At 64.4% G+C, this 20352-nt stretch carries 19 protein-coding genes; 7 read left to right on the top strand and 12 right to left on the bottom strand.

The features are described from left to right. The first annotated feature begins 17 nt into the window (after positions 1–17). Complete coding sequence (locus tag N2603_RS21965; protein WP_260423989.1) at positions 18–473, top strand: hypothetical protein; 456 nt, start codon at positions 18–20, stop codon at positions 471–473. Positions 474–500: 27 nt separating this feature from the next. Then, positions 501–1301: a polyphosphate kinase 2 gene (ppk2, locus tag N2603_RS21960; RefSeq protein WP_260423988.1), complete on the top strand. Its 801-nt coding sequence runs from the start codon at positions 501–503 to the stop codon at positions 1299–1301. Positions 1302–1371: 70 nt separating this feature from the next. On the opposite strand, the gene N2603_RS21955 is transcribed toward ppk2, so the two are convergent. From N2603_RS21955 to N2603_RS21935, 5 genes are all read right to left on the bottom strand, one after another. Next, a complete protein-coding gene (locus N2603_RS21955; protein ID WP_018641912.1) occupies positions 1372–1806 on the bottom strand; it encodes a hypothetical protein in 435 nt (144 codons plus the stop codon). Between the two features lie 15 nt (positions 1807–1821). Then, the gene (locus tag N2603_RS21950) at positions 1822–3522 is read right to left on the bottom strand and encodes an aspartate:alanine exchanger family transporter (protein ID WP_260423987.1); all 1701 of its coding nucleotides are present in this window, start codon (positions 3520–3522) and stop codon (positions 1822–1824) included. An 18-nt stretch (positions 3523–3540) separates the two neighbouring features. Beyond that, complete coding sequence (locus N2603_RS21945; protein WP_260423986.1) at positions 3541–6297, bottom strand: decarboxylase; 2757 nt, start codon at positions 6295–6297, stop codon at positions 3541–3543. Between the two features lie 148 nt (positions 6298–6445). Further along, a complete protein-coding gene (locus tag N2603_RS21940; RefSeq protein WP_260423985.1) occupies positions 6446–8149 on the bottom strand; it encodes a SulP family inorganic anion transporter in 1704 nt (567 codons plus the stop codon). Further along, positions 8149–8826, bottom strand: coding sequence for a YoaK family protein (locus N2603_RS21935; protein ID WP_260423984.1), 678 nt, complete (start codon positions 8824–8826; stop codon positions 8149–8151). The genes N2603_RS21940 and N2603_RS21935 overlap by 1 nt, the downstream gene beginning before the upstream one ends. A gap of 137 nt (positions 8827–8963) precedes the next feature. On the opposite strand from N2603_RS21935, the gene N2603_RS21930 reads away from it, so the two are divergent. The 3 genes from N2603_RS21930 to N2603_RS21920 are packed head-to-tail and all read left to right on the top strand — an operon-like array spanning position 8964 to position 12157. Then, positions 8964–10652, top strand: a complete 1689-nt coding sequence (locus tag N2603_RS21930; protein WP_260423983.1) for an aspartate:alanine exchanger family transporter — start codon at positions 8964–8966, stop codon at positions 10650–10652. Between the two features lie 10 nt (positions 10653–10662). Next, positions 10663–11550, top strand: a complete 888-nt coding sequence (locus N2603_RS21925) for an alpha/beta hydrolase family protein (RefSeq protein WP_260423982.1) — start codon at positions 10663–10665, stop codon at positions 11548–11550. Positions 11551–11572: 22 nt separating this feature from the next. Then, on the top strand, positions 11573–12157 hold the full coding sequence (locus N2603_RS21920; RefSeq protein WP_260423981.1) for an invasion associated locus B family protein: 585 nt from the start codon (positions 11573–11575) through the stop codon (positions 12155–12157). A 14-nt stretch (positions 12158–12171) separates the two neighbouring features. Here N2603_RS21920 and N2603_RS21915 read toward each other — a convergent pair whose 3' ends face one another. Next, positions 12172–12573 (bottom strand): response regulator transcription factor, encoded by a 402-nt coding sequence (locus tag N2603_RS21915; RefSeq protein WP_311741519.1) that lies wholly within the window; start codon positions 12571–12573, stop codon positions 12172–12174. A gap of 117 nt (positions 12574–12690) precedes the next feature. Then, positions 12691–13314: a response regulator transcription factor gene (locus N2603_RS21910; protein WP_260424229.1), complete on the bottom strand. Its 624-nt coding sequence runs from the start codon at positions 13312–13314 to the stop codon at positions 12691–12693. Positions 13315–13619: 305 nt separating this feature from the next. Between N2603_RS21910 and N2603_RS21905 the strand changes: the two genes are divergently transcribed. Continuing rightward, on the top strand, positions 13620–14303 hold the full coding sequence (locus tag N2603_RS21905; protein WP_018641902.1) for a helix-turn-helix domain-containing protein: 684 nt from the start codon (positions 13620–13622) through the stop codon (positions 14301–14303). A gap of 9 nt (positions 14304–14312) precedes the next feature. Here the strand turns inward: N2603_RS21905 and N2603_RS21900 are convergent, their stop codons facing one another. Both N2603_RS21900 and N2603_RS21895 read right to left on the bottom strand, forming a co-directional pair. Next, positions 14313–14765: a potassium channel family protein gene (locus tag N2603_RS21900; RefSeq protein WP_260423980.1), complete on the bottom strand. Its 453-nt coding sequence runs from the start codon at positions 14763–14765 to the stop codon at positions 14313–14315. Then, the gene (locus tag N2603_RS21895) at positions 14765–15841 is read right to left on the bottom strand and encodes an AI-2E family transporter (protein WP_260424228.1); all 1077 of its coding nucleotides are present in this window, start codon (positions 15839–15841) and stop codon (positions 14765–14767) included. Before N2603_RS21895 ends, N2603_RS21900 begins: the two co-directional genes overlap by 1 nt. A 359-nt stretch (positions 15842–16200) precedes the next feature. Between N2603_RS21895 and N2603_RS21890 the strand changes: the two genes are divergently transcribed. Beyond that, a complete protein-coding gene (locus N2603_RS21890; RefSeq protein WP_260423979.1) occupies positions 16201–16347 on the top strand; it encodes a hypothetical protein in 147 nt (48 codons plus the stop codon). 188 nt (positions 16348–16535) lie between these two features. Here the strand turns inward: N2603_RS21890 and ntrC are convergent, their stop codons facing one another. The 3 genes from ntrC to dusB are packed head-to-tail and all read right to left on the bottom strand — an operon-like array spanning position 16536 to position 20161. Further along, positions 16536–17978, bottom strand: a complete 1443-nt coding sequence (gene ntrC, locus N2603_RS21885; protein ID WP_018641898.1) for a nitrogen regulation protein NR(I) — start codon at positions 17976–17978, stop codon at positions 16536–16538. Between the two features lie 9 nt (positions 17979–17987). Continuing rightward, the gene (locus N2603_RS21880; protein WP_018641897.1) at positions 17988–19163 is read right to left on the bottom strand and encodes a two-component system sensor histidine kinase NtrB; all 1176 of its coding nucleotides are present in this window, start codon (positions 19161–19163) and stop codon (positions 17988–17990) included. Continuing rightward, positions 19160–20161: a tRNA dihydrouridine synthase DusB gene (dusB, locus tag N2603_RS21875; RefSeq protein ID WP_260423978.1), complete on the bottom strand. Its 1002-nt coding sequence runs from the start codon at positions 20159–20161 to the stop codon at positions 19160–19162. The genes N2603_RS21880 and dusB overlap by 4 nt, the downstream gene beginning before the upstream one ends. Positions 20162–20352: the final 191 nt, after the last annotated feature.

Raw genomic sequence — 20352 nt, 5'->3', positions numbered from 1 at the left:
CCAGGGGAGCCGCCGCCATGCCCGGCCTCGACGAACTCATTCCCAGTGCCACACAGATCCGTAAAGAGGCCGCGCTCAAGGAGGCCGAGAAGGCGGAAGAGTATGTCCGTCTCGCCGCGGCCGCCGAGGCCGAGAAGCGCGCCCTGATCGAGCGGCTGAGCAAGCCTTCCGGCAAGACCGAGGAGGAGAAGATCAAGCTCGCCTCGACGATCATCCAGCGGGCGGTGCGAAACGGGCTCACCGAGGTCCTGGTCTATCGCTTTCCCAACACGCTCTGCACCGACAAAGGGCGCGCCATCAACCAGATGGAAAAAGGCTGGGAGAATACGCTGACCGGCATCCCCAAGGAGATCTTCCAGCTCTGGACCGACTATCTGAAGCCGCGCGGCTATCGCATCGCCTATCAGATCATCGATTTTCCGGGCGGCGTGCCCGGCGACATCGGCGTGACCATTTCATGGGGCGACGAGTAGCGGCCGGGAGCCGCGGAAGGACGGGGCATGGCCAAGGACGATTCTGCCGGGCGAATGAAGCGGAAGGACTACGAAAAGGAGCTCGAAAAGCTCCAGGTCGAGCTGTGCCATCTCCAGGAATGGGTCAGGGCCCAGAAACTGAAGGTGATCATCATCTTCGAGGGACGCGATGCCGCCGGCAAGGGCGGCACCATCAAGGCACTGACGGAAAAGGTGAGCCCGCGCGTCTTCCGTGTCTGCGCCCTGCCCGCGCCTTCCGACCGGCAGAAATCCCAGCTGTTCCTGCAGCGCTATATCGAGCAATACCCGGCCGGCGGCGAAATCGTGATCTTCGACCGCAGCTGGTACAACCGCGCCGGGGTTGAATATGTCATGGGCTTCTGCTCGCCGGCCGACCACAAGCGCTTCCTGGAATTGTGCCCGCTGGTCGAGAAATTCGCCGTCGACGCCGGCATCATCCTGATCAAGCTCTGGCTCGAGGTCGGGATGGAGGAGCAGGAACGCCGCTTCACGGCGCGCATCGAGGACCCGCTGCGGCAGTGGAAGCTGAGCCCGATGGACACCGAGTCGTTCGGGCGCTGGTACGACTATTCGCGCGCGCGGGACATGATGTTCGAGGCGACCGACACCAAACATGCGCCGTGGCGACTGATCCGCTCCGACGACAAGCGGCGCGCGCGGCTCAACGTCATCTCGCACATCCTGAGAACCATCCCTTACAAGAAGGTCAAGCGGGACAAGGTCAAGCTGCCGCCGCGATCGAACAAGGGACGCTACAACGACCAGGCCAGCCTGCGCGGACTGAAGTTCGTCGAGGAACGGTACTGAACCGCGCGATATTGAAAAGCGAAACGGGCTGCGGTGACGCAGCCCGTTTGCCGTGAGGCCCTTGTCGGGCCTATTTCAGCCGGATCGTCACGCCGCCGACCGCGGCCGACACTTCGGCGCCGACCCTGGGACCGGTGAGCTGAAGGATCACACCATTGCCGTTCTGCAACTGCACGGCACCGGCGCCAGCTGCGACCGCACCGCCGGCTCCGCCCACCGCATAGGACCCTTCGATCGACGCGGGCCCCTTCAGATTGATGGCCTTGCCCACGAACTTGCTGGTCGATGCGCCGATGGTGAAGCCGACACTCATGCCTGATACGGTGAAGGGATACTTCTTGCCCCTCAGAAGCAGCACGCCCTCCCCGCCGCCGACGCCGATGACGAACCCGCCCTTCGTGAAGACGACCGCAACGTCGCCGGTCTCGGCACGCGACGGCGTGCTGAAACCGGCAATGGCTGCGAGCGAGGCGACAAGGACGGCGCCGATGGTGAACTTTCTCATGACGTTTTCTTCCCCCTATTGAGCCAGGATCATGGCGAAGTAGCCAAACACGGTGAGCAGGATGCCCGAGACGGCATAGCCGACCGGGAATCCGATCCAGGGCACCGAGCTCTGGATTTCGACGGCCGCCTCGCGGCACGGACCGGAATGCGAGCGCGCGCCGGCGACGCCGCCCATCAGCACCGCCGGATTGATCTTGAAGACGTGGTAGCCGATCGCCCAGACGATGAAGGGCGGGATCGTGCAGGCGATGAAGCCGGCGATGAATATCTTCAAGGCAACCGCGCCGGTGAGCTGCGCCAGCAGCCCCGCGCCGGCATTGATGCCGACGATGGCCACGAACACGACGAGGCCGAGATCCTCCAGCACATTCCGCGCCGCATTCGGCGTGTTGCCGAAGAAGCGCAGGCGCGACACGACCGAGGACACGATCACGCCGGACAGCAAGAGGCCACCGGCGTTGCCGAGCCCGATCTTGGCGCCGAACGCCGGGAATTCGATCATGCCGATCAGGAAGCCGACGATCATGCCGACCGCCAGGGTCAGCAGATCGGTCGAGGTGTTGGCCCGCGCAATGCGACCCCACATCTCGCCGAGCTCGTTGACGGCGGACTTGAGGCCAACCACCGAGACGATGTCCATCCGCTCCAGCTTGGTCTTGAGACCGGCCGGAATCTGCACGCCGCCGCGCTCGACCTTGGTGACCTGCAGCTGGCCGGCGATCGCGGTATCGCGGAAGGACTCGAAAGTGCGCCCCACCATCTCCTTGTTGGTGATGAGGATCTCCGCCTGGTCCATGGGAATGCCGAGTGTCTTGGCATCGGCGACCTCCGGACCGATCAGGCCCATCTTCTCGGTGAGATGCTCGGTCGAGCCGCCGAGCGCGACGATGTCGCCCTTTTGCAGCACGAGTTCGGGATCGGCCCCTTGCGGCTCGCCGTTCCTTCCCACATTGACGATGCGGTATTCCGGATTGACCGCGCGGAATTTCGCGATGCTCATGCCGACCGTCGCCGGATTTTCCAGCCGGTAGGCGCGCAGGCCGAACTGGCGAAAGCCGGTCAGGCCGCCGCCTTCGAGATCCTTGACGCCGAACTCCTGCTCATATTGCTTGGCGGCGGCCTTGGCATCGACGCCCCACCAGCGCGGCAGATATTTGCAGATCAGGATGATGCCGACGGTGCCCCAGATATAGGTGATGCCGTAGGACAGCGCGATCATGCCCGAGGCTTCCTCGGGCTTCATCCCGGCTGGAAGCTTGACGACGCCGGAGGTGATGGCCTGCTCGGCCGAACCGATCGCCGCCGACATGGTCTGCGACCCCGCGAGCATGCCGCCGGCCGCACCGGGCGGCAGCGAGAACATCTTGGCGCTGATCACGACAAGTGCGAGGCCAATGACGCTCGACACCACGGCCAGGAGACAGAATTTGAGGCCGTCGCCCCTCAGGCTGTTGATGAAGGACGGTCCGACCCGCAGGCCCACGCCGTACATGAAGAGATAGTAGAACAGGCTCTTGGCAAAATTGTTCAGCTCGAGCTTCACGCCGTAGGTGGAGGCCCACACCGACAGACCCGCGCCGACCACGATGGCGCCGGCGACCATGCCGAGGCCATAGCCCTTGATGCTGGCCCGCCCGATATAGACGGCGAGACCGACGACGAAGAACAGCAGCAGATACGGGTTCTGCTGCAGGAACGTGAAGAACGCCTGCATGTTGGTCCCCTCCAAGCCTTATGACGCGGCCTTCAGCTTCGGCTGAGCACCGGGCTTCGGCCGGCCGAGTTTCGCCAGGGCCTCCGCGCGCACGAGCTTCAATCCCTCCTTGGCGTCGTAGCCATGGATCTCCTTCACATCGAGCTTGCGCATGAAGTCGATGGTTTCCTGGGTGATGACCTGGCCGGGCACCATGATCGGGAAGCCCGGCGGATACGGGATCACGAAATTGGCCGAGACCAGCTCCGGTCCGGCCTTCAGACGCCGGTCGATCTCGGGATCGTTGAGGCGGATGTGCTCACAGCCGGCGACGTCATAGGCGGCGTAGAAGCCGCTGCGGATGTCGCCTTCGTTGGTCTTGGCGCCGGCATCGCCGCGGAAGCTCGGGTGGAAATGCGAGAAGTTCGGCAGATCGGGCACGTCCTTCATCAGGCTCGTCACCCGCGCCTCGAAGGTCTTCCTGGCATTGGCGCCGCCCTGGGCAAGGCCGCGGTCGAGCTCGCCCGCGATCTCGGCGAGCACGCGGATCAGATGCGCAACGTCGCTGCGGGTGTTGTTGATGTTGGACTGGACCAGCACCGAATTGCGCGAGGTCTTGTTGACCTGGATGTTGTACTCGTTGGCCAGAATGCTCTTGAACTGCGTGCCGTCAAAGCCGGCCATGCCGCACACCAGCGTCATGCGGGTCGGGTCGAGGCAGAATTCGTCCTCGTCCAGGCTCTTGAGCGTGTTGGCCCAGTTGACGCCGGCGGCGAGAAAGTCGGTGAAGCCGCTCTGGCGATATTGCGCCGGCACCATGGCGTCGGCGCCGAGGATGCGGAAATATTTCGAGATCAGCGGATTGTTGTTGACCGCCTGGCGAATGGCGAATGCGATCTCGATCGCATTGGCGACGAGGCCATATCCCTCCAGCTCCATCTGCCGCCGCGAGATATCGAGGCTGGCGATGAGCTGCTGGTTCGGACTGGTCGAGGCATGAGTAAACACCGCCTCCTTGAATTGCTGCTCGACCGTGTGGAATTCGACGTCCTTGACCGAAAGCATCGAGCCCTGGCGGATCGCCGACATCGACTTGTGGGTCGAGTTGGTCTGGTAGACGCGCAAGCGAATCTGTCTGGGATCAGGGATCAGCCGGGTCTTGAGCAGCAGCTCTTCCGACGGGTTCTTGCCGAGTTCGGCCTGCTGCTTCTCATAGGCCGCGACCGACTTGGGATCGCGCATCCACGCCTCGATCTCGTTGGCGGCGCCAAGACCGGTGCGGCGGCGCAGGAACGGCGAGAAACGCGCGAAGCCGAACCAGGCTTCGTCCCACAGGAAGATCAGGTCGGGCTTGATGGCGAGGCATTCCTCCATCACCCGGCGTGTGTTGTAGATGTGGCCGTCGAAGGTGCAGTTGGTCAGGTCGATCAACTTGACGCGGTCGAGCCGGCCGTCGGCCTTGGCGTTCAAAAGCGCCTGCTTGATGGTCTTCAGCGGCACGGCGCCATACATCGAATATTCCGTCATCGGGAAGGCTTCGACGTAGAGCGGCTGCGCGCCGGCCAGCACCATGCCGTAGTGATGCGACTTGTGGCAGTTGCGGTCGACGATCGCGATGTCGCCGGGTGCGAGCAGCGCCTGAACCGCCATCTTGTTCGATGTCGAGGTGCCGTTGGTGACGAAGAAGACGCGGTCGGCGCCAAGCGCCCTCGCCGCCTTCTCCTGCGCCTTCTTGATGTTGCCGGTCGGCTCCAGCATGCTGTCGAGGCCGCCGGTGGTGGCGCTGCTCTCGGCCAGGAACAGGTTCGGGCCGTAGAACTCGCCCATGTCGCGGATCCAGTCGGACTTGAAGATCGACTTGCCGCGGGCGATCGGCAGAGCGTGGAACGTGCCGATCGGACGCTGGGCGTATTTCTTGAGATTGTCGAAGAACGGCGTGTCGTAGCGATCCTGGATACCTTCGAGGATCGACAGATGCAGCTCCAGCAGCTCCTCGACCGAATAGAAGATGCGGCGGACAACGTTGGCGTCGGGATTGCCGGCGAGCTCCTCCACGTCGCGGTTCGAGATCATGTAAAGGTCGAGCTCGGGCCTGACCCGCTTGATGATCTGCGCGAGCCGCAGGGCGGACGCGTCGGTTTCGTCGTTGAGGCCGGCCGCGGCGGCCATGATCGAGCGGAGCACCGGCGCATTGTGCCGCGAGCGCAGACCAAAGCCCTCGTTGATGACGACGGCGCCGATGTTCGGATTGAGTAACGTCGCGCAGAAGGCATCCTCCAGGCTGCCGACGATGACGGACTCATAAATGAACGCATCGACCGGCCGCCGCAGCTTGCGCCATTCCGCGGCCAGTGCCGGCCATTGGCTGGATGATACGCCGGTGACGATCAGGGTCTCGAAATAGGGCCGGCGCGCCGCATGTACGCCGAAGCTCGGCGGTGCCAGCTCGGGCGCATCGCCATTGCCGTCGTCCTTTGCGCTCCAGTCGCTCGCATGCTGACGGAAGGATCGCGTCGCCAGCGCCTGGGCAATTCTCGTCGCGAGGGCGAACGATGTCGCACCGTCCCCGGCGACTGCTGCTTCCCGCAACGCCGCCATCAGTTGCGGACCGGGATAACCGTGATACTCCTCCGTGACCGAAAGCTCGGCCAACGCCGTGTCATAGGCGGCGCGATTGCCGACGCGAGCCCAGACTTTCGCAGCCTCCACCAGGTCACGCCAATCGTCTGCGCGGGCGCCGGGGCCCGAGAAGAACTTGTCGATGCGCTTCTGTGCGGGGTTGGTGTCCTTGGACATGTCTCTCTCCCGATCGGTGCGGGCCATTGGGCGAAGGTGATGGCGGACAGTGAGTGCGGCGCGGGGGGCTCCATTGATCCAAGTCAACGGTCGCGCGTTATGATGGGACGAGCTGGATCCGACGCTCTTTGCAACGCAGCACGTCGTGTCAGGCGGTGCGTTGCGCCGTTCCGGCGCGATCCTCGCCGAGGACGCTGTCGAGCGAGCGCAGCCACTGGCTGCTGTCGGTCCTTTCCGCCAATCCCTCGGCGCGCAGGAGATCGCGTAATTGCGCGTGCGCGCCCACGATGCAGAAGGAGATCCGGCGCGCGGCAAGCTCATCGCTCAGATCGCGCAGCATGCGCGCGCCGGCGAGATCGATATAGGGCGATGCCGAAAGGTCGCAGGCGACCAACCTGATGCCGGCGGAGCCCCGCAGCGCGACCAGCGCAGCATCGAGGATCGTCTCGGCATTGATGTAAAGCAGCGAGGCTTCGGGTCGGAACGCGATGACGCCGACCAGCGGCTCGACGTCCTCATGCCTGGCGCTGTCGGAATAGCGGCCGCTGCCCGGCAGCCGGCCGAGAAACGCCACGTTCGGCCGGGAGGCCCGCGCCAGGAGCAGGAAGATCGAGGCAATCGATGCCAAGAGGACGCCCTGGAGGATGCCGAGCAGCAGCACCGAGACCAGCGCGATGGACGCGGCAAGGAAGTCGATCCGGCTGACCTGCCACATTCGCATGAGTGCGCCGATATCCACGAGCTTGTAGACCGCGGCGAAGACGATGGCTGCGAGCACCGCCTTGGGCAAATTGGTCAATAGTCCTGTAAAGAACAGCAGGCAGAGCCCAAGGGTCACCGAGCAGATCACCAGCGCCAGCGGCGTTCGCGCGCCGGCACTGTCGTTGACCGCGGATTGCGACAGGCCGCCGGCGACGGGATAGCCGTGGCCGAAGGCCGCAGCCAGGTTCGCGGCGCCCAGCCCGAGGAATTCCTGGCGCACGTCGAGCGTATAGCCGTGCTTGGCGGCAAAGCTGCGCGCGGCGGAGACACCTTCGATATAGGCCAGCAGCACGCAGCCGGCGGCGAGCGGAAACAGATCGTCGAACTCCAGCAGGCCGAAGGTCGGAATCCCCACCGCCGGCAGCCCCTCCGGTATCTTCCCAGTAACGGGCACTCCCATCGCCGCAAAGCCTGAGATCGTCGCGACCAGGATCGCCAGCGCCACAACGGTGATGCCGACCGGCTTGCCCGGCAGCCGCCGTTCCCCGAGCAGCAGGAGCAGCAGTGCGACCGCGCCGATCGTCAGCACCAGCAGATCGGTCTGGCCGAGCTGCCCGATCAGCTTGATGGCCCGGTCGAAGAAATTGTGACCGCCACCGGCGACGCCGAGCAGGCTCGGCAACTGGCTCATGATGATGGTGAGCCCTGCTCCGGCCTTGAAGCCGACCAGGATGCTGTCGCTGACGAGGCGAACGAGCACGCTGAGCTTGAACAGCCAGGCGATGAAGCACAGCACCGCCACTGCAAATGCCGCAAGGCTCGCGATCTGCGCATAGCGCACGGCGTCGCCACCCGCGAGCGCGCCGACGGTGCCGGCTATCATCAGCGAGATCGCCGAGGTCGGGCCGATCGCAAGCTGCCTGGACGAGCCGAGCAAGGCGTAGCCAAGGCCGCCGAGCATGTAGCCGTAGACGCCGACCTGCGGCGGCAGGCCGGCGAGCGCCGCATAGGCCAGCGACACCGGGATCGCGTAAGCGGCGAGCGTGATGCCCGCGACGGCGTCGGAGGGCAGCCATTCGCTCCGGTAGGCAGCCAGCCAGCCGGCCGGCGGAAAGAACCGCATCCAGTTTGCGTCAGGCGGCGCGCTCATCACATCACCTCACGTGGTGTCGCTTCGCAGCGCAAGAGGACAATCAGCAGCGCAACCACGGGAATGCCGAGCGCGAGGTCGGGAAAGGCCTTGGTGGCAAAGGCGCCGGCAGCCGCGCCGCAGCCGAACACCGCGCACAGCGCGAAGAAGATGGCCGACTTGCGCAGCGTGCCGAGCGGCGCCCCTCCGTAGACGACTGCAAAAATGGTTTCGACGGACTGACGCATGTTGCCGGTGATCATCACCGTGCTGCATACGGAGCCCTCGACCTTGACGAACGTCGCTGCCTGCATCGCCGCGACCAGGGAAATGCCGAGCGTGCCGGCCAGATCCGGGAGCCGGTTGTGCAGGATGCCGATCGTGATCAAGAACACGATCTCGATGAGGATCGTGAGTGCGCTGGCCCGCTCGCCGGCAACACGGCGCAGCCAGGCCGCGATCACGATACCGACGGTGAAAGCCAGGATCGGCGGCACGAAGTGCAATGCCCGCATCCAATCGCCGGCCATCGCGTAGACCCAGAGGAAGATCACATTGGCGGTCTGGGCGTTGGCCATCACGCCATGGATGATCCAGGTATAGGCGTCGATATAGCCGCCGGCGAAGGCGAGCAGCAGCACGATTTCGACCGTCTCATCGCGGCGGATCGCGCCGGCTGCGACGTCCAGCGTACTCATGTCGGCAATGGCCGCTGTCGCGAACTCTTCATCACGGCATTGGCGGCGGCTTACCCCCGGCGAGGCTTGATCTGGATCAAGCAACGATCCCGCGCGCCCAATCAAATCCGCCGCAATACGCCGGGGGAAATGCGACCATGGATACCGTCAGGTGGATCATCTCCACCGCACCGGAAATCTTCCTGCTGCTGGCGATGGCGATCGGCACCCTCCTCGGCCGCATCAAGATCCGTGGCTTCTCGATCGGGACCACGGCCTGCATCCTGATCGTCGCGGTGCTGATCGGACAACTCGGGCACTTCGCGTTCCCGCCGATCCTCAGGGCGATCCTGTTCAGCCTGTTCGTCTTTACCATCGGCTATCGCTCGGGGCCGGAATTCTTCGCCTCCTTGAGCGTTCGAACCCTGGCGCAGGTCGTGCTGGCGCTGGTGATCGGGACCACCGGGCTCGTCCTGGTGCTCGCCTTCGCCCATGCGTTCAAGCTTGATGCAGGCACCGCGGCGGGGCTGACCGCCGGTGCGCTGACCCAGTCCTCCGTGATCGGCACGGCCTCGGGCGCGCTGGCGCAGCTTGGGCTTCCGAGTGACGTGCTGAAACAGCAGGAGGCCAACATCGCGGCGGGCTATGCCGTGACCTATGTGCTCGGCTACATCCTGACGCTGATGTTCGTGCCGTTCGTCGCGCCGCGGCTGATGCGCATCGATCTGAAGGTTGAGGCCAAGAAGCTCGAGGCCGAGCTCGCCGGCGGCGCGCCGCCGAAGACGGAAAACCTGTCCTATCGTAAATTCCAGGCCCGTGCCTATCGCGTGTCCGCCGGCGCAGGCCGTGCCGTCGCAGCGATCGAGGCGGAGATAGGCAGCCGTACGGTGGTAGAACGGATCGTGCGCGGCGGAGCCGACATCAAGCCGCAGCACGACATCGTGCTCGAGGCTGGCGACGACATCGTCATTGCCGGTCCCACCGCCGCGATCGTTGCGGCCAAGCCGATCCTCGGGGCCGAGATCGATGCGGGAGAACTGCTGCGCAATCTGCCCGGCAACGTGATCGAGGTGCTGGTCGAGAACCGCGAGCTGCACGGCCGCTCACTCCGCGAGATGGTGGAGCGACTGGGAGGCAATGCGCGCGGCGTATTCCTGCGGGCGCTCACCCGCATGGGCCGGGAGGTGCCGCTCGGTCCCGACACGCGGGTCTATATCGGTGACGTCATGACGCTGGTCGGCAGCACCGGCAATATCGCGCGGGCCACGGCGCGGGTCGGACATGCCCTCAATACCAGCGACCGGACCGACATTGCCTTCCTTGCCGTCGGCATCGCTGCCGGTCTTCTGGCGGGTCTTGCCAGCTTCAAGGTCGGCACTGTCGCGCTGACGCTCGGCGGTGGCGGCGGCGCGCTGATCGCAGGGCTCGTCTGCGGTTGGCTGCGGACGCGCAAGCCCGGTATCGGTGCGATGCCGCCGGCCGCACAGCAGACGCTGAGCGATCTCGGGCTCGGCGGCTTCATCGCGGCCGTCGGACTCGGCAACGGGCTTGCCGCCTGGTCGGCGATCCAGGCGCACGGTCTCCTGCTGGTCGGCATGGGCATCGTCGTCACGCTGATTCCAATGACGGTCGGAACGCTCGTTGCCTATTATTTGCTGCGGATGAACCCGGTCGTGACCTGCGGTGCGCTCGCCGGCGCCATGACGGTCGATGCCGCCGTCACCGGTGCCTGCGACGTGGCCGAGAGCCAGACCCCGGTGCTCGGCGTCGCCGTCCCCTATGCGGTCGGCAACGTCGTCCTCACCGTGCTCGGTCCGATTGTGGTGGCCGCCACGTTCACGGGTTGAGGAGGCAATGATGCGCTTTGATCTCCCCGCAATCCGCCGTCTCCTTGCAACCGTTTTGCTCCTTCTCGCCGGCCTCGTGGCGCCGGCCCGTGCCGAGGACGAAATCCGCATCCAGGAAGAGATCTGGGCGCTGCCGCTGCCACTGCCGATGTTCGCCTATCTGGTCCGCCCGGTCGGCGATGGCCCCTTCCCTCTGGTGATCATGAACCACGGTGTCTCGCTCAACCCCACTGACCGGAGCTTCTTTCCGCTGGTGGAATTCCGCGACGCCGCAAAATGGTTCGCCAAACGCGGCTACCTCGTGGTCGCACCCGTCGGCAGCGGGTATGGCGCGGCGGCCATCGACATTCCCGAGCGCGCGCTCTACGGGCCGTTCTTCTCCAAGGTCGGCAAGTGCACCAATCCGAACTTCCATGATGCCGGCCTCGCGGTCGCGCAGGTCGATCTCTGGATCATCGACCACCTGACGGCCCAGAAGCGCATCATCCCCAAGGAAGTGATCGTGGTCGGGCAGTCCGCCGGAGGCTGGGCCTCGATCGCGCTGTCAAGCGTCAACCCGCCGCAGGTGAAGGCCATCATCACCTTCGCTGCCGGCCGTGGCGGTCGGGTCGGCGGCAAGCCCAACAACAATTGCGCGCCCGACAGGCTGGTCGAGGCCACCGCGGATTTCGGCCGCACCTCGCGGGTGCCGATGCTGTGGATCTACATCGAGAACGACACCTTCTTCGGGCCCGAACTGTCGAAGCGGATGCATCAAGCCTTCACCGCCGCCGGCGGCCGCGCCGAATATCATCTGATGCCGCCGTTCGGCAACGAGGGACATTTCTTCATCGGCTCGCCGGATGCGATCCCGCTCTGGTCACCGCTGGTGGCAAAATTTCTCGATGCACAGAAGTAGAGCCTGGCCTGGAGGCGTAACCATGTTCACCATCCGTGATCATCTCTGTGGCGCGCTGGTTCTCGCGCTCGTCGGGACCGCGACATATCCTGCCATCGCCGCGCCGGAAGCCGCACCGGCCGATAAACCTCCCGAGGTGGCCACGCGCGGTCAGCGCGAAGCCAAGGACATCAGCTACGGTGACTGGCAGAAGTTCTGCTTCAAGGCCGGCGGCGCGCCGATGTTGTGCCGGACGACCATCACCGGGACATTCCCGACCGGCCAAGTAGCCGTGCGCGTCGACCTGATCGAACGCGAGGGCACCCCAACGGCCCGGCTGCAACTTTTCGTGCCTGTCGGAATGTACCTGCAGCGGCCGCCCAAGCTGTCCGTCGACCCCGGCAGCAGCTTCAGCGTCCCCTACAACTGGTGCCTGACCAATATCTGCATCGCGGCTGACGTCGTCCCGTCCGGGATCGTCGAGGAAATGGAGTCGGGAAAGACAATGGCGCTCGAGGTTGTCGATTCGAACCTGCTGGCGCTGACGACCCTGGTGCCGCTGGCGCAGTTCGGCACGGTCCACAAAGGTGCGCCCACGAAAATGCTGGAGCAGTATGTCGACGAATGATCGGCGTTTCCGCGCTAAGCCGCAGCCGCACGCGTGACCGACTCGATCAATGACTGCGCCGTGAACGGCTTCGTCAGATAGGCGACGCAACCCGACGCAACCGCAGCACTACGGTTCACCGGGCTGTCATTGCCGGTAACGTAGATCACTGGCGCCGTGACGCCTTCCTCCGCCAGCTTGCGTCGCAGCTCGACGCCCGACTTGCCGTCGAGATTGATGTCGATGACGATGCAGATCGCCTTGTCGAAACCACCGTGATCAAGCAGGGCCTCCGCGGAGTCGAACAGCGTCACGGCGAATCCGTGTGCGCGCAGCAGCCTGTTCATGCTCACTCGCATGGATGGATCGTCGTCGACGATGAAGACTGATCCGCGCATCGGCAAGAATCGACCTTTCGGACTCGCCACGATGGTCATGCAGAAGCCGCAACCAGTGCGGGTGGCGCAGTTGCATGGCAGCACCACGTCAATGCGCTTCATATTGTCCTTTGGGGCAGTGACATGGCGGGAACTGGATTCGAAGCGACGGAATGGCTAACCGCTATTCGAATCCAGCATCCCAAGCCGCTCCGCGATCGAAACGAGCTCGGCAAGCGAATGAACCCGCATCTTCTCCATCACCTGATGGCGATGGGCTTTCACGGTCCGCTCGGTCGTCCCCAGCTCGTACGCGATCTGCTTGTTGATCTTGCCGCGGACGATGAGATCGAATACCTGCCGTTCGCGCTGCGTCAGCGTTGCAAGGTGTACGCGAAATGCTTCGAGCTTTCCGCGTTGACTGCGCGCGGCATCTTGCCTCGCCAGTGCACGCGCGATCGCATCGAGCAACAGCTCCGACGAAACCGGTTTGGTCAGGAAGTCTTCCGCTCCCGCCTTGATGGCCTGCACGGTCGTCGGCGTGTCGGCGTGCCCCGTCAGGAATATGATCGGCAACGTCGAGCCCGCGGCGATCAGACGACTTTGCAGTTCAGGACCGCTCAAGCCCGGTATGCGCACGTCAAGCAGGATGCATCCCGGCTGCTCATCGTCTGGCGCTGCGTCCAGGAGATCCTGCGCCGATGCGTAGGTTTTGACGTCATAACCCGCAAGTTTCAGCCGGCGCTCGATCGCCGTCCGGAACGATGCGTCGTCATCGACCACGTGGACAAGGCCGGACACCATTTACCTCGCGTAAAATTCAGTAAAGCAATCTTTTAACCGAGGCCGCGTGGTTGCCAACGGTTCAAAAACCGAAACATATGCTTCGCAACAGAATACTTTTCGGCCTCCATTGAGGTCTTTCTCAGTCCGCGCAGCGAACGCCCCCCGCTGTCCCTTGGGACATTGACCCTTGGGACAATGGATTGGAATACCTCGTTAGTCGTAAATCAACCTCGGCGGGAGTGCGATTGCGCGGCGTATTCCGGTGCAAGAGATTTTTTGTCTCAAAGACCAAATTCGACGGCAAGCTGAGGAGCTGGCCCATGTTCGTTCGCATCACCACTGATTCCGCGCTGCGCCCCAACTCTCTTCGCGACCTCGGCATGACAAGCGATTCAAATGCGCTCGTCAGTTTAATCGAGTTTTCCTACAAGAAGGGCACCGAGATCTATGGCGAGAAAGAACCCGCCGAGTATGTCTACCAGGTCAAGTCTGGTGCGGTGCGGAGCTACAAGCTGCTGTCGGACGGCCGCAGGCAGATCGGCGCGTTTCACCTGACCAGCGATATTTTCGGGTTGGAGAACGGATACGAGCACCGCTTCACCACGGAGGCGATCGTCGACACCACAGTGCGCCTCGTGAGGCGGGAGAGCCTCGAGATGGTGGCCGAGAGCGATGCCATGGTTGCGAAAAACCTGCTCAGCATGACCACGAACAATCTTCAGCATGCGGAAGATCACATGCTGCTGCTCGGCCGCAAGACCTCGCTGGAGCGGGTCGCGGCCTTCCTGCTGGAAATGGACAAGAGGCTGACCGCTGCGGGCGTCCTCGCGCTGCCGATGTCGCGGCGCGATATCGCCGACTATCTCGGCCTGACGCTGGAAACCGTCTCGCGCGCGCTCTCGCGGCTGCATGAGCTTGGAATCCTCGGCTTCATCGGCAACACCCAGCGCCAGATCGTGCTCCTGAACCGCGACCAGCTCGCGAGCCTCGATCTTCAGCCCTGAGCGGCAGGCTCACTGTCCTGTCCTGCCCGGAAGCCGCGCGATCGCTTCGAGATGCTCGATCGTCTTGCGCAGGACCTCGAACAGGATGGCCGCCGACCAGCCGAACAGCAGGATGCCGTTCATGGCCGTCAGCGGCCCGATCAGCCGCCATTCGGGCACCGGCGTGATGTCGCCATAGCCGAGCGTGGTGTAGTTCACGAAGGCGAAATACAAGAGGTCACTTCCCGCCGGCGCCGCCTGGACGAACCAATACGTGCAGACCCAGACCAGGACCTCCAGGGTGTGCGCGACGCTCAGCGCTGCCGCCGTTGCGACCATCACTCCCATCAAATGCAGTCGCGGACCCTTGGTGTGTCGCAGGCCGGCCGTTCGCGCGATCGACACGGCAACGACGGTCGCCAGCGCGTGGATTCCGATATTGATCGCGCTGACCAGCGCGCCGACAAGGACTTGAAGCAGCATCAGGGGTGCCCATGCGATTGGACGGCAGTGGAAATCCCGGACTGTTCCTGCTCCCGTAGGGCTGCGGAACGGTCGATTTGGATCCAGGCCGCTGCGAGCTCCCAGGCGACCGCCAGAATGATCGGGCCGATGAAGAGGCCGATGATGCCGTGCGCCAATGTGCCGCCGATGACCCCGATCAGGATGACGAGCGTCGGCGTGCTCAGGCCGCGGCCCATGACCAATGGCTTGAGGATATTGTCGAGCAGACCGACGACGACGAGGAAGATCGTCAGTGGCACCGCCGTCGCGACGTCCTTGTCCATCCAGATCCAGATCACAACGGGCACGAGGACGATCGCGGCACCGATCTGCACGATCGACAGCAGCAGAACGAGGATGGCGAGCAAGCCGGCGCTCGGGATGCCCGCAAGCTTGAGGCCGATGCCGGCCAGCAGCGCCTGGATGATCGCAACGCCGATCACGCCCTGCGATACCGCCCGGATCGTCGCGCCCGCCAGTTCGAGAAAATGCTCGCTCTGCTCCGGCACGATGCGGAACAGGAAACCGCGGACCGCGTCAACGAGCTGCGGTCCGTACGGAAACAGGAAGCCGGCGACCAGCACCGAGAGCAGGAACTGCAGCGTGCCGACACCGGCGCTGCCGGCGAATGACAGCATCACCCCCGCCAGCGGTTTCAGATAAGGCGCCACCTCGCGCAGAACGGCGCGAATGTTGGTATAGGCCAGTGTCCAGAGATCGAACAGCTGGGGGCCGATCAGGGGCCAGTCCTTGAGCCATTCCGGCGCCGCCTGGAGCATGAGATCGCCGGTGCCGATCTGGGTCGCGAGATCCTTGATGCCCTCGGCCGCGCTCAGCCCGAGCCATGCCGCCGGACCGATGATGATGCCAAGCATCATCAGCGTGAGGATGACCGCAGCCGTCCGGGGGCGACCGCCGAGGCGTTTGGCGAGCCCGCTGAAGGCGGGATAGAACGCGACCGCGAGCACCGCGCTCCAGGTCAGGATGGGCACGAAGGGGTGGATGATCAGAAACGTCCATGCGATCAACAGCGCGAGCAATCCGAGACGGATCACGAGCTGGACGATCTGCTCCGCGGAGAGAAGCTTGCGAAGTGTGGTCAAGACGACCGTCCTTCCGGGAGTGCGGATACCCGATGGACGTAGCGGCCTCTGCCGCGCGGCATTCTTGATCCAGATCAAGCGGGCGCGGGAGACACGTCCTTCGTTCCCGATCTCATGCGGCCTGAGGCGATCATACCGATCGCCGTGCCAGCCGGTCTGCCGGGACATGCCCCGTCGGCGAAAGGCGACCTTTGTAAGATATTGTAATTGCTAAGAGAATCTTGGTGGCGCCCGGATGGCGAAATCCACAGGAGTTTGCTGATCGGCACTCTCTCGCGGGAACGGATTCCCTCGTCTCCGGATTGACCGGGATGGATAGAGTCTTTCTCGCGACGATGGTTTCAGCCGTGCTGCTGCTGATTGTGGCCGCCGACCTCCTGGTCAACGGCGTCGGCCTGCAGCCGCCGCCGACGCAACTGGCCAATGTGGTGCCGGTGCCTGCACGCCCGGTCAGATAGTGCGACGCCGCGTCTCGCGGCTGAATGACCAATTTGAACGGTTCCCACGGAACATTTCGGCCCCATCGGGACTTCTGCTCACCGCGCCAGCCACAACGGCCAGCGCGATCCGGACAGGCTCAGCTCCGCTGTGGTAGGGGGAGCTGAGCCACCCCGCGCAAACGCGTTTAGCGTTTGTCGCGAGAAAACTAACCCCCGCTCCGATACACCTGGATATCGAGATCCCGGATCTTCTTCCGCAGCGTGTTGCGGTTGAGACCGAGCAGGTCAGCGGCCCGGATCTGGTTGCCGCGGGTGGCGGCGAGCGCCGCCGTGAGCAGCGGCACCTCGATCTCCTTGAGGATGCGGTGATAGAGGCCCGGCGGCGGCATGCCGTTCGGAAAGCCCTGGAAGTGCGAAGACAGATAGGCCTCGACCGCGCCGCCGAGATTGTCGACGCCCTGCTGGACCGCGGCCCCCGGACTGACCGAGGGCGGCGCCAGCTCGCCGTCGATGACGGAGGCCGTGATCACGTCCTGCGGATAAAGCGCGGCAAGGCGGCGGGCGAGGTTCTCGAGCTCGCGGACGTTGCCGGGCCAGCGGTGCTGCTTCAGCCGCTCCAGCGCCAGCGTGTCGAGCTTCTTCGGCGGCAGACCGTCCTTCTCGGCCAGCGAGAAGAAGTGCCGTACCAGATCCGGCAAGTCCTCGATGCGCTCGCGCAGCGGCGGCAGCCGCAGCGGCACCACGTTGAGGCGGAAGAACAGGTCCTCGCGGAACAGGCCCTGCTGGATCAGGACGCGCAGATCCTTGTTGGAGGCTGCGACGATGCGCACGTCGGTCTTGATCGGGGTGCGGCCGCCGACGGTGGTGTATTCACCCTGCTGCAACACGCGCAGCAAGCGGGTCTGCGCTTCCATCGGCATGTCGCCGATCTCGTCGAGGAACAGCGTGCCGCCCTCGGCCTGCTCGAACCGGCCCGAGGCGCGGGTGTTGGCGCCGGTGAAGGCACCGCGCTCATGGCCGAACAACTCGGATTCGATGAGGTCGCGCGGGATCGCCGCCATGTTGACGGCGACGAACGGGCCGTTGCGGCGCTTGCCGTAATCGTGCAGCGCGCGCGCCACCAGCTCCTTGCCGGTGCCGGACTCGCCCGTGATCATCACGGTGAGATCGGTCTGCATCAGGCGCGCCAGCACGCGGTAGATTTCCTGCATCGCCGGCGAGCGCCCGACCAGCGGGATCGCCTCCATCTCCGCGTCCTCGTCCGGCGTCGAGACCCGCTCCTTGGGCTCGGCCAGCGCGCGGCCGACGATGGCGATCAGCTCCTTCAGGTCGAAGGGTTTTGGCAGATATTCATACGCCCCGCGCTCGGAGGCGCGGATCGCCGTCATGAAGGTGTTTTGCGCGCTCATGACGATGACTGGCAAATTCGGCCGCATCTTCTTGATCCGCGGCAACAGGTCGAAGGCGTTCTCGTCCGGCATCACCACGTCGGTGATGACGAGATCGCCCTCCCCCTGGCTGACCCAGCGCCACAGCGTTGCGGCGTTGCCGGTGAGCCTGACTTCATAGCCGGCGCGGGAAAGTGCCTGATTGAGAACCGTGCGGATGGCGGTGTCGTCATCAGCGACGAGAATGCTACCTGCGGGCATCGTTAATCCTCATTTTGCCCCCTGTGACGCAGACGACGACTTCCCGGCAGAGCCGTCGCGACTGCTTTGATCGGCATGTTTCACCGATGTGGAATACATCGGCATCAGCACACGGAAGGTGGTCTTGCGCGGCTGAGATTCGCATTCGATGATGCCCCCGTGATCGCCGACGATTTTTGCGACCAGCGCCAAGCCGAGACCAGAACCGGTCTGCTTGGTGGTCACGAAGGGATCGAACAGGTTGGGCAGAAGATCGTCGGGCACGCCCGGTCCATTGTCCCTCACGCAGAATTCGAGCGGCAGGGACACCCGGGATTTTTGACCGGGGACTGACAGGCGCACGCCGGGGCGGAACGCGGTGGTGAGCTGGATCTCGGCGTCGGGCACGTCGATCAGCGCTTCGGCGGCATTCTTCACGAGGTTGAGGAACACCTGGATGAGCTGGTCCTGGTTCGCCAGCACCGGCGGCAGCGATGGATCGTAATCCTCGATGAAGCGGATGTTGCGGGCAAAGCCCGACTGCGCCAGCCGCTTCACGTGGTCGAGCACCGAATGGATGTTGACGGGGCCGCGCACCACGGGACGCTCGTCGCCGAACACCTCCATGCGGTCGACCAGCGTCACGATGCGGTCGGCCTCGTCGCAGATCAGCCGCGTCAGCATGCGGTCCTCGGACGAAGCCTGCTGCTCCAAAAGCTGCGCCGCGCCGCGAATGCCCGAAAGCGGATTCTTGATCTCGTGCGCGAGCATGGCTGCTAGCGCTATCACCGAGCGCGCAGCGCTGCGATGGGTGAGCTGCCGATCCATTTTGTCGGCGATGGTGCGCTCCTGGAGCATCACCACGATATGGCCGGGCCGCTCGGTGAGCGGAGCGACATGCAGATCGACCTGGCGGTCGCCGCCCATGCGCGGCGTGCCGAGATCGACCTTGTATTCGTTGACCGGCGAATTCGAGGAGCGCACCTGGTCGATCAGCGCCAGCAAGGGGCTGCCGAACGGCACCAGCTCTTTCAGCGACTGCCGCTTCAGGAACTGCGTCGAGATCTCGAAAAAGGCTTCGGTTGCGATGTTGGCGGCGACGATCTTGCCGTCCGGCCCGATCATGAGCACGGGATTGGGAAGCGCATCCAGGATCGCATCGCTGTCGGACGGAAGCGGCCGACGATGTTCAGCGGCTGAGCTCATGCAGCAGCGCTCCATGCGAAGTCGTCGAAGGCATCTCGCAGTGAATTGTGAACGAGGCGCGGATCCTCGGAGGTGAGGATCTTCTGGCGCCAGGATTTCAGCTTCTCGGCCGGCGCGCGGCTCGCATCGGCCGCGACGTCGAGCGCCCAGCCCAGATGCTTGCGCGCGTGTTTGAGACCGACGCGCATTCCATAGAGTGCGCAGACGCCATCATAGAGCGTGCGGACATAATGGAGCTGCGTCTGCAGCGACGGCGCGGCTTCTGCCGCCTCGCCCATGAGGCGGCGACCGATCTGGCCCGGCAGCCAGGGCTGGCCCTGCGCGCCGCGGCCGATCATCACGGCATCGGCGCCGGAGGCCTGAAGCGCCGCGCGCGCTTTTTCGTATGACGTGATGTCGCCATTGACGATGAGCGGGAGAGAGATCGCTTCGCGCACGGCGCGGATCGCGTCCCAATCGGCCTCGCCCTTGTAGAACTGGCAGCGGGTGCGGCCGTGAACGGTGACGAGCTTGACGCCCGCGGCTTCCGCGCGGCGTGCCAGCTCCGGCGCATTGCGGCTGCGGTCGTCCCAGCCGAGCCGCATCTTCAGCGTCACCGGCACCTTCACCGCCGCAATCGTCGCATCGATCAGGCTGACGGCGTGGTCGAGATCGCGCATCAGGGCGGAGCCGGACTGGCCGCCGGTGACGTGGCGGGCCGGACAGCCCATGTTGATATCGATGATGTCGGCGCCTTCGGCTTCCGCGATCCGGGCGCCTTCGGCCATCCAGTGCGCTTCGCAGCCTGCGAGCTGGACCACGTGCGGACCGATTCCCGTCGCTTCGCAACGCAACCGCGACATCCGATGGCCGTTGGCAAGCTCATCGCTCGCGGTCATCTCGGACACGACCAGACCGGCCCCGAGCTCGGCCACCAACCGCCGAACGGGCGAGTCAGTCACCCCCGACATCGGCGCCAGGAAGACCGGGGTGGCGACTTCAATATCGCCTATTTTCAACGGCTTAGAGCCGGATACTGCCGGGCCTGTCACAGGGGTCTCGTCAACTCAGCAGCGCCTCATCGCGCTGGCCATGACCTATCTTGCGCACAATTCTTGTGCAGTCAAGCGTCATGCCTACAGTTTAGACAGTTCTGCAGATCTTTCAAGTGCAGTGCAGCAAAATGCTGTTTCCCACAATCCGGGGAAAC

Origin of the sequence: Bradyrhizobium huanghuaihaiense (genome assembly GCF_025200885.1) — a bacterium.
GTDB classification, from domain to species: Bacteria; Pseudomonadota; Alphaproteobacteria; order Rhizobiales; family Xanthobacteraceae; genus Bradyrhizobium; species Bradyrhizobium huanghuaihaiense.
The sequence above is the reverse complement of the archived record's forward strand: the minus strand, read 5'-3'. Positions and strand labels throughout refer to the sequence as shown.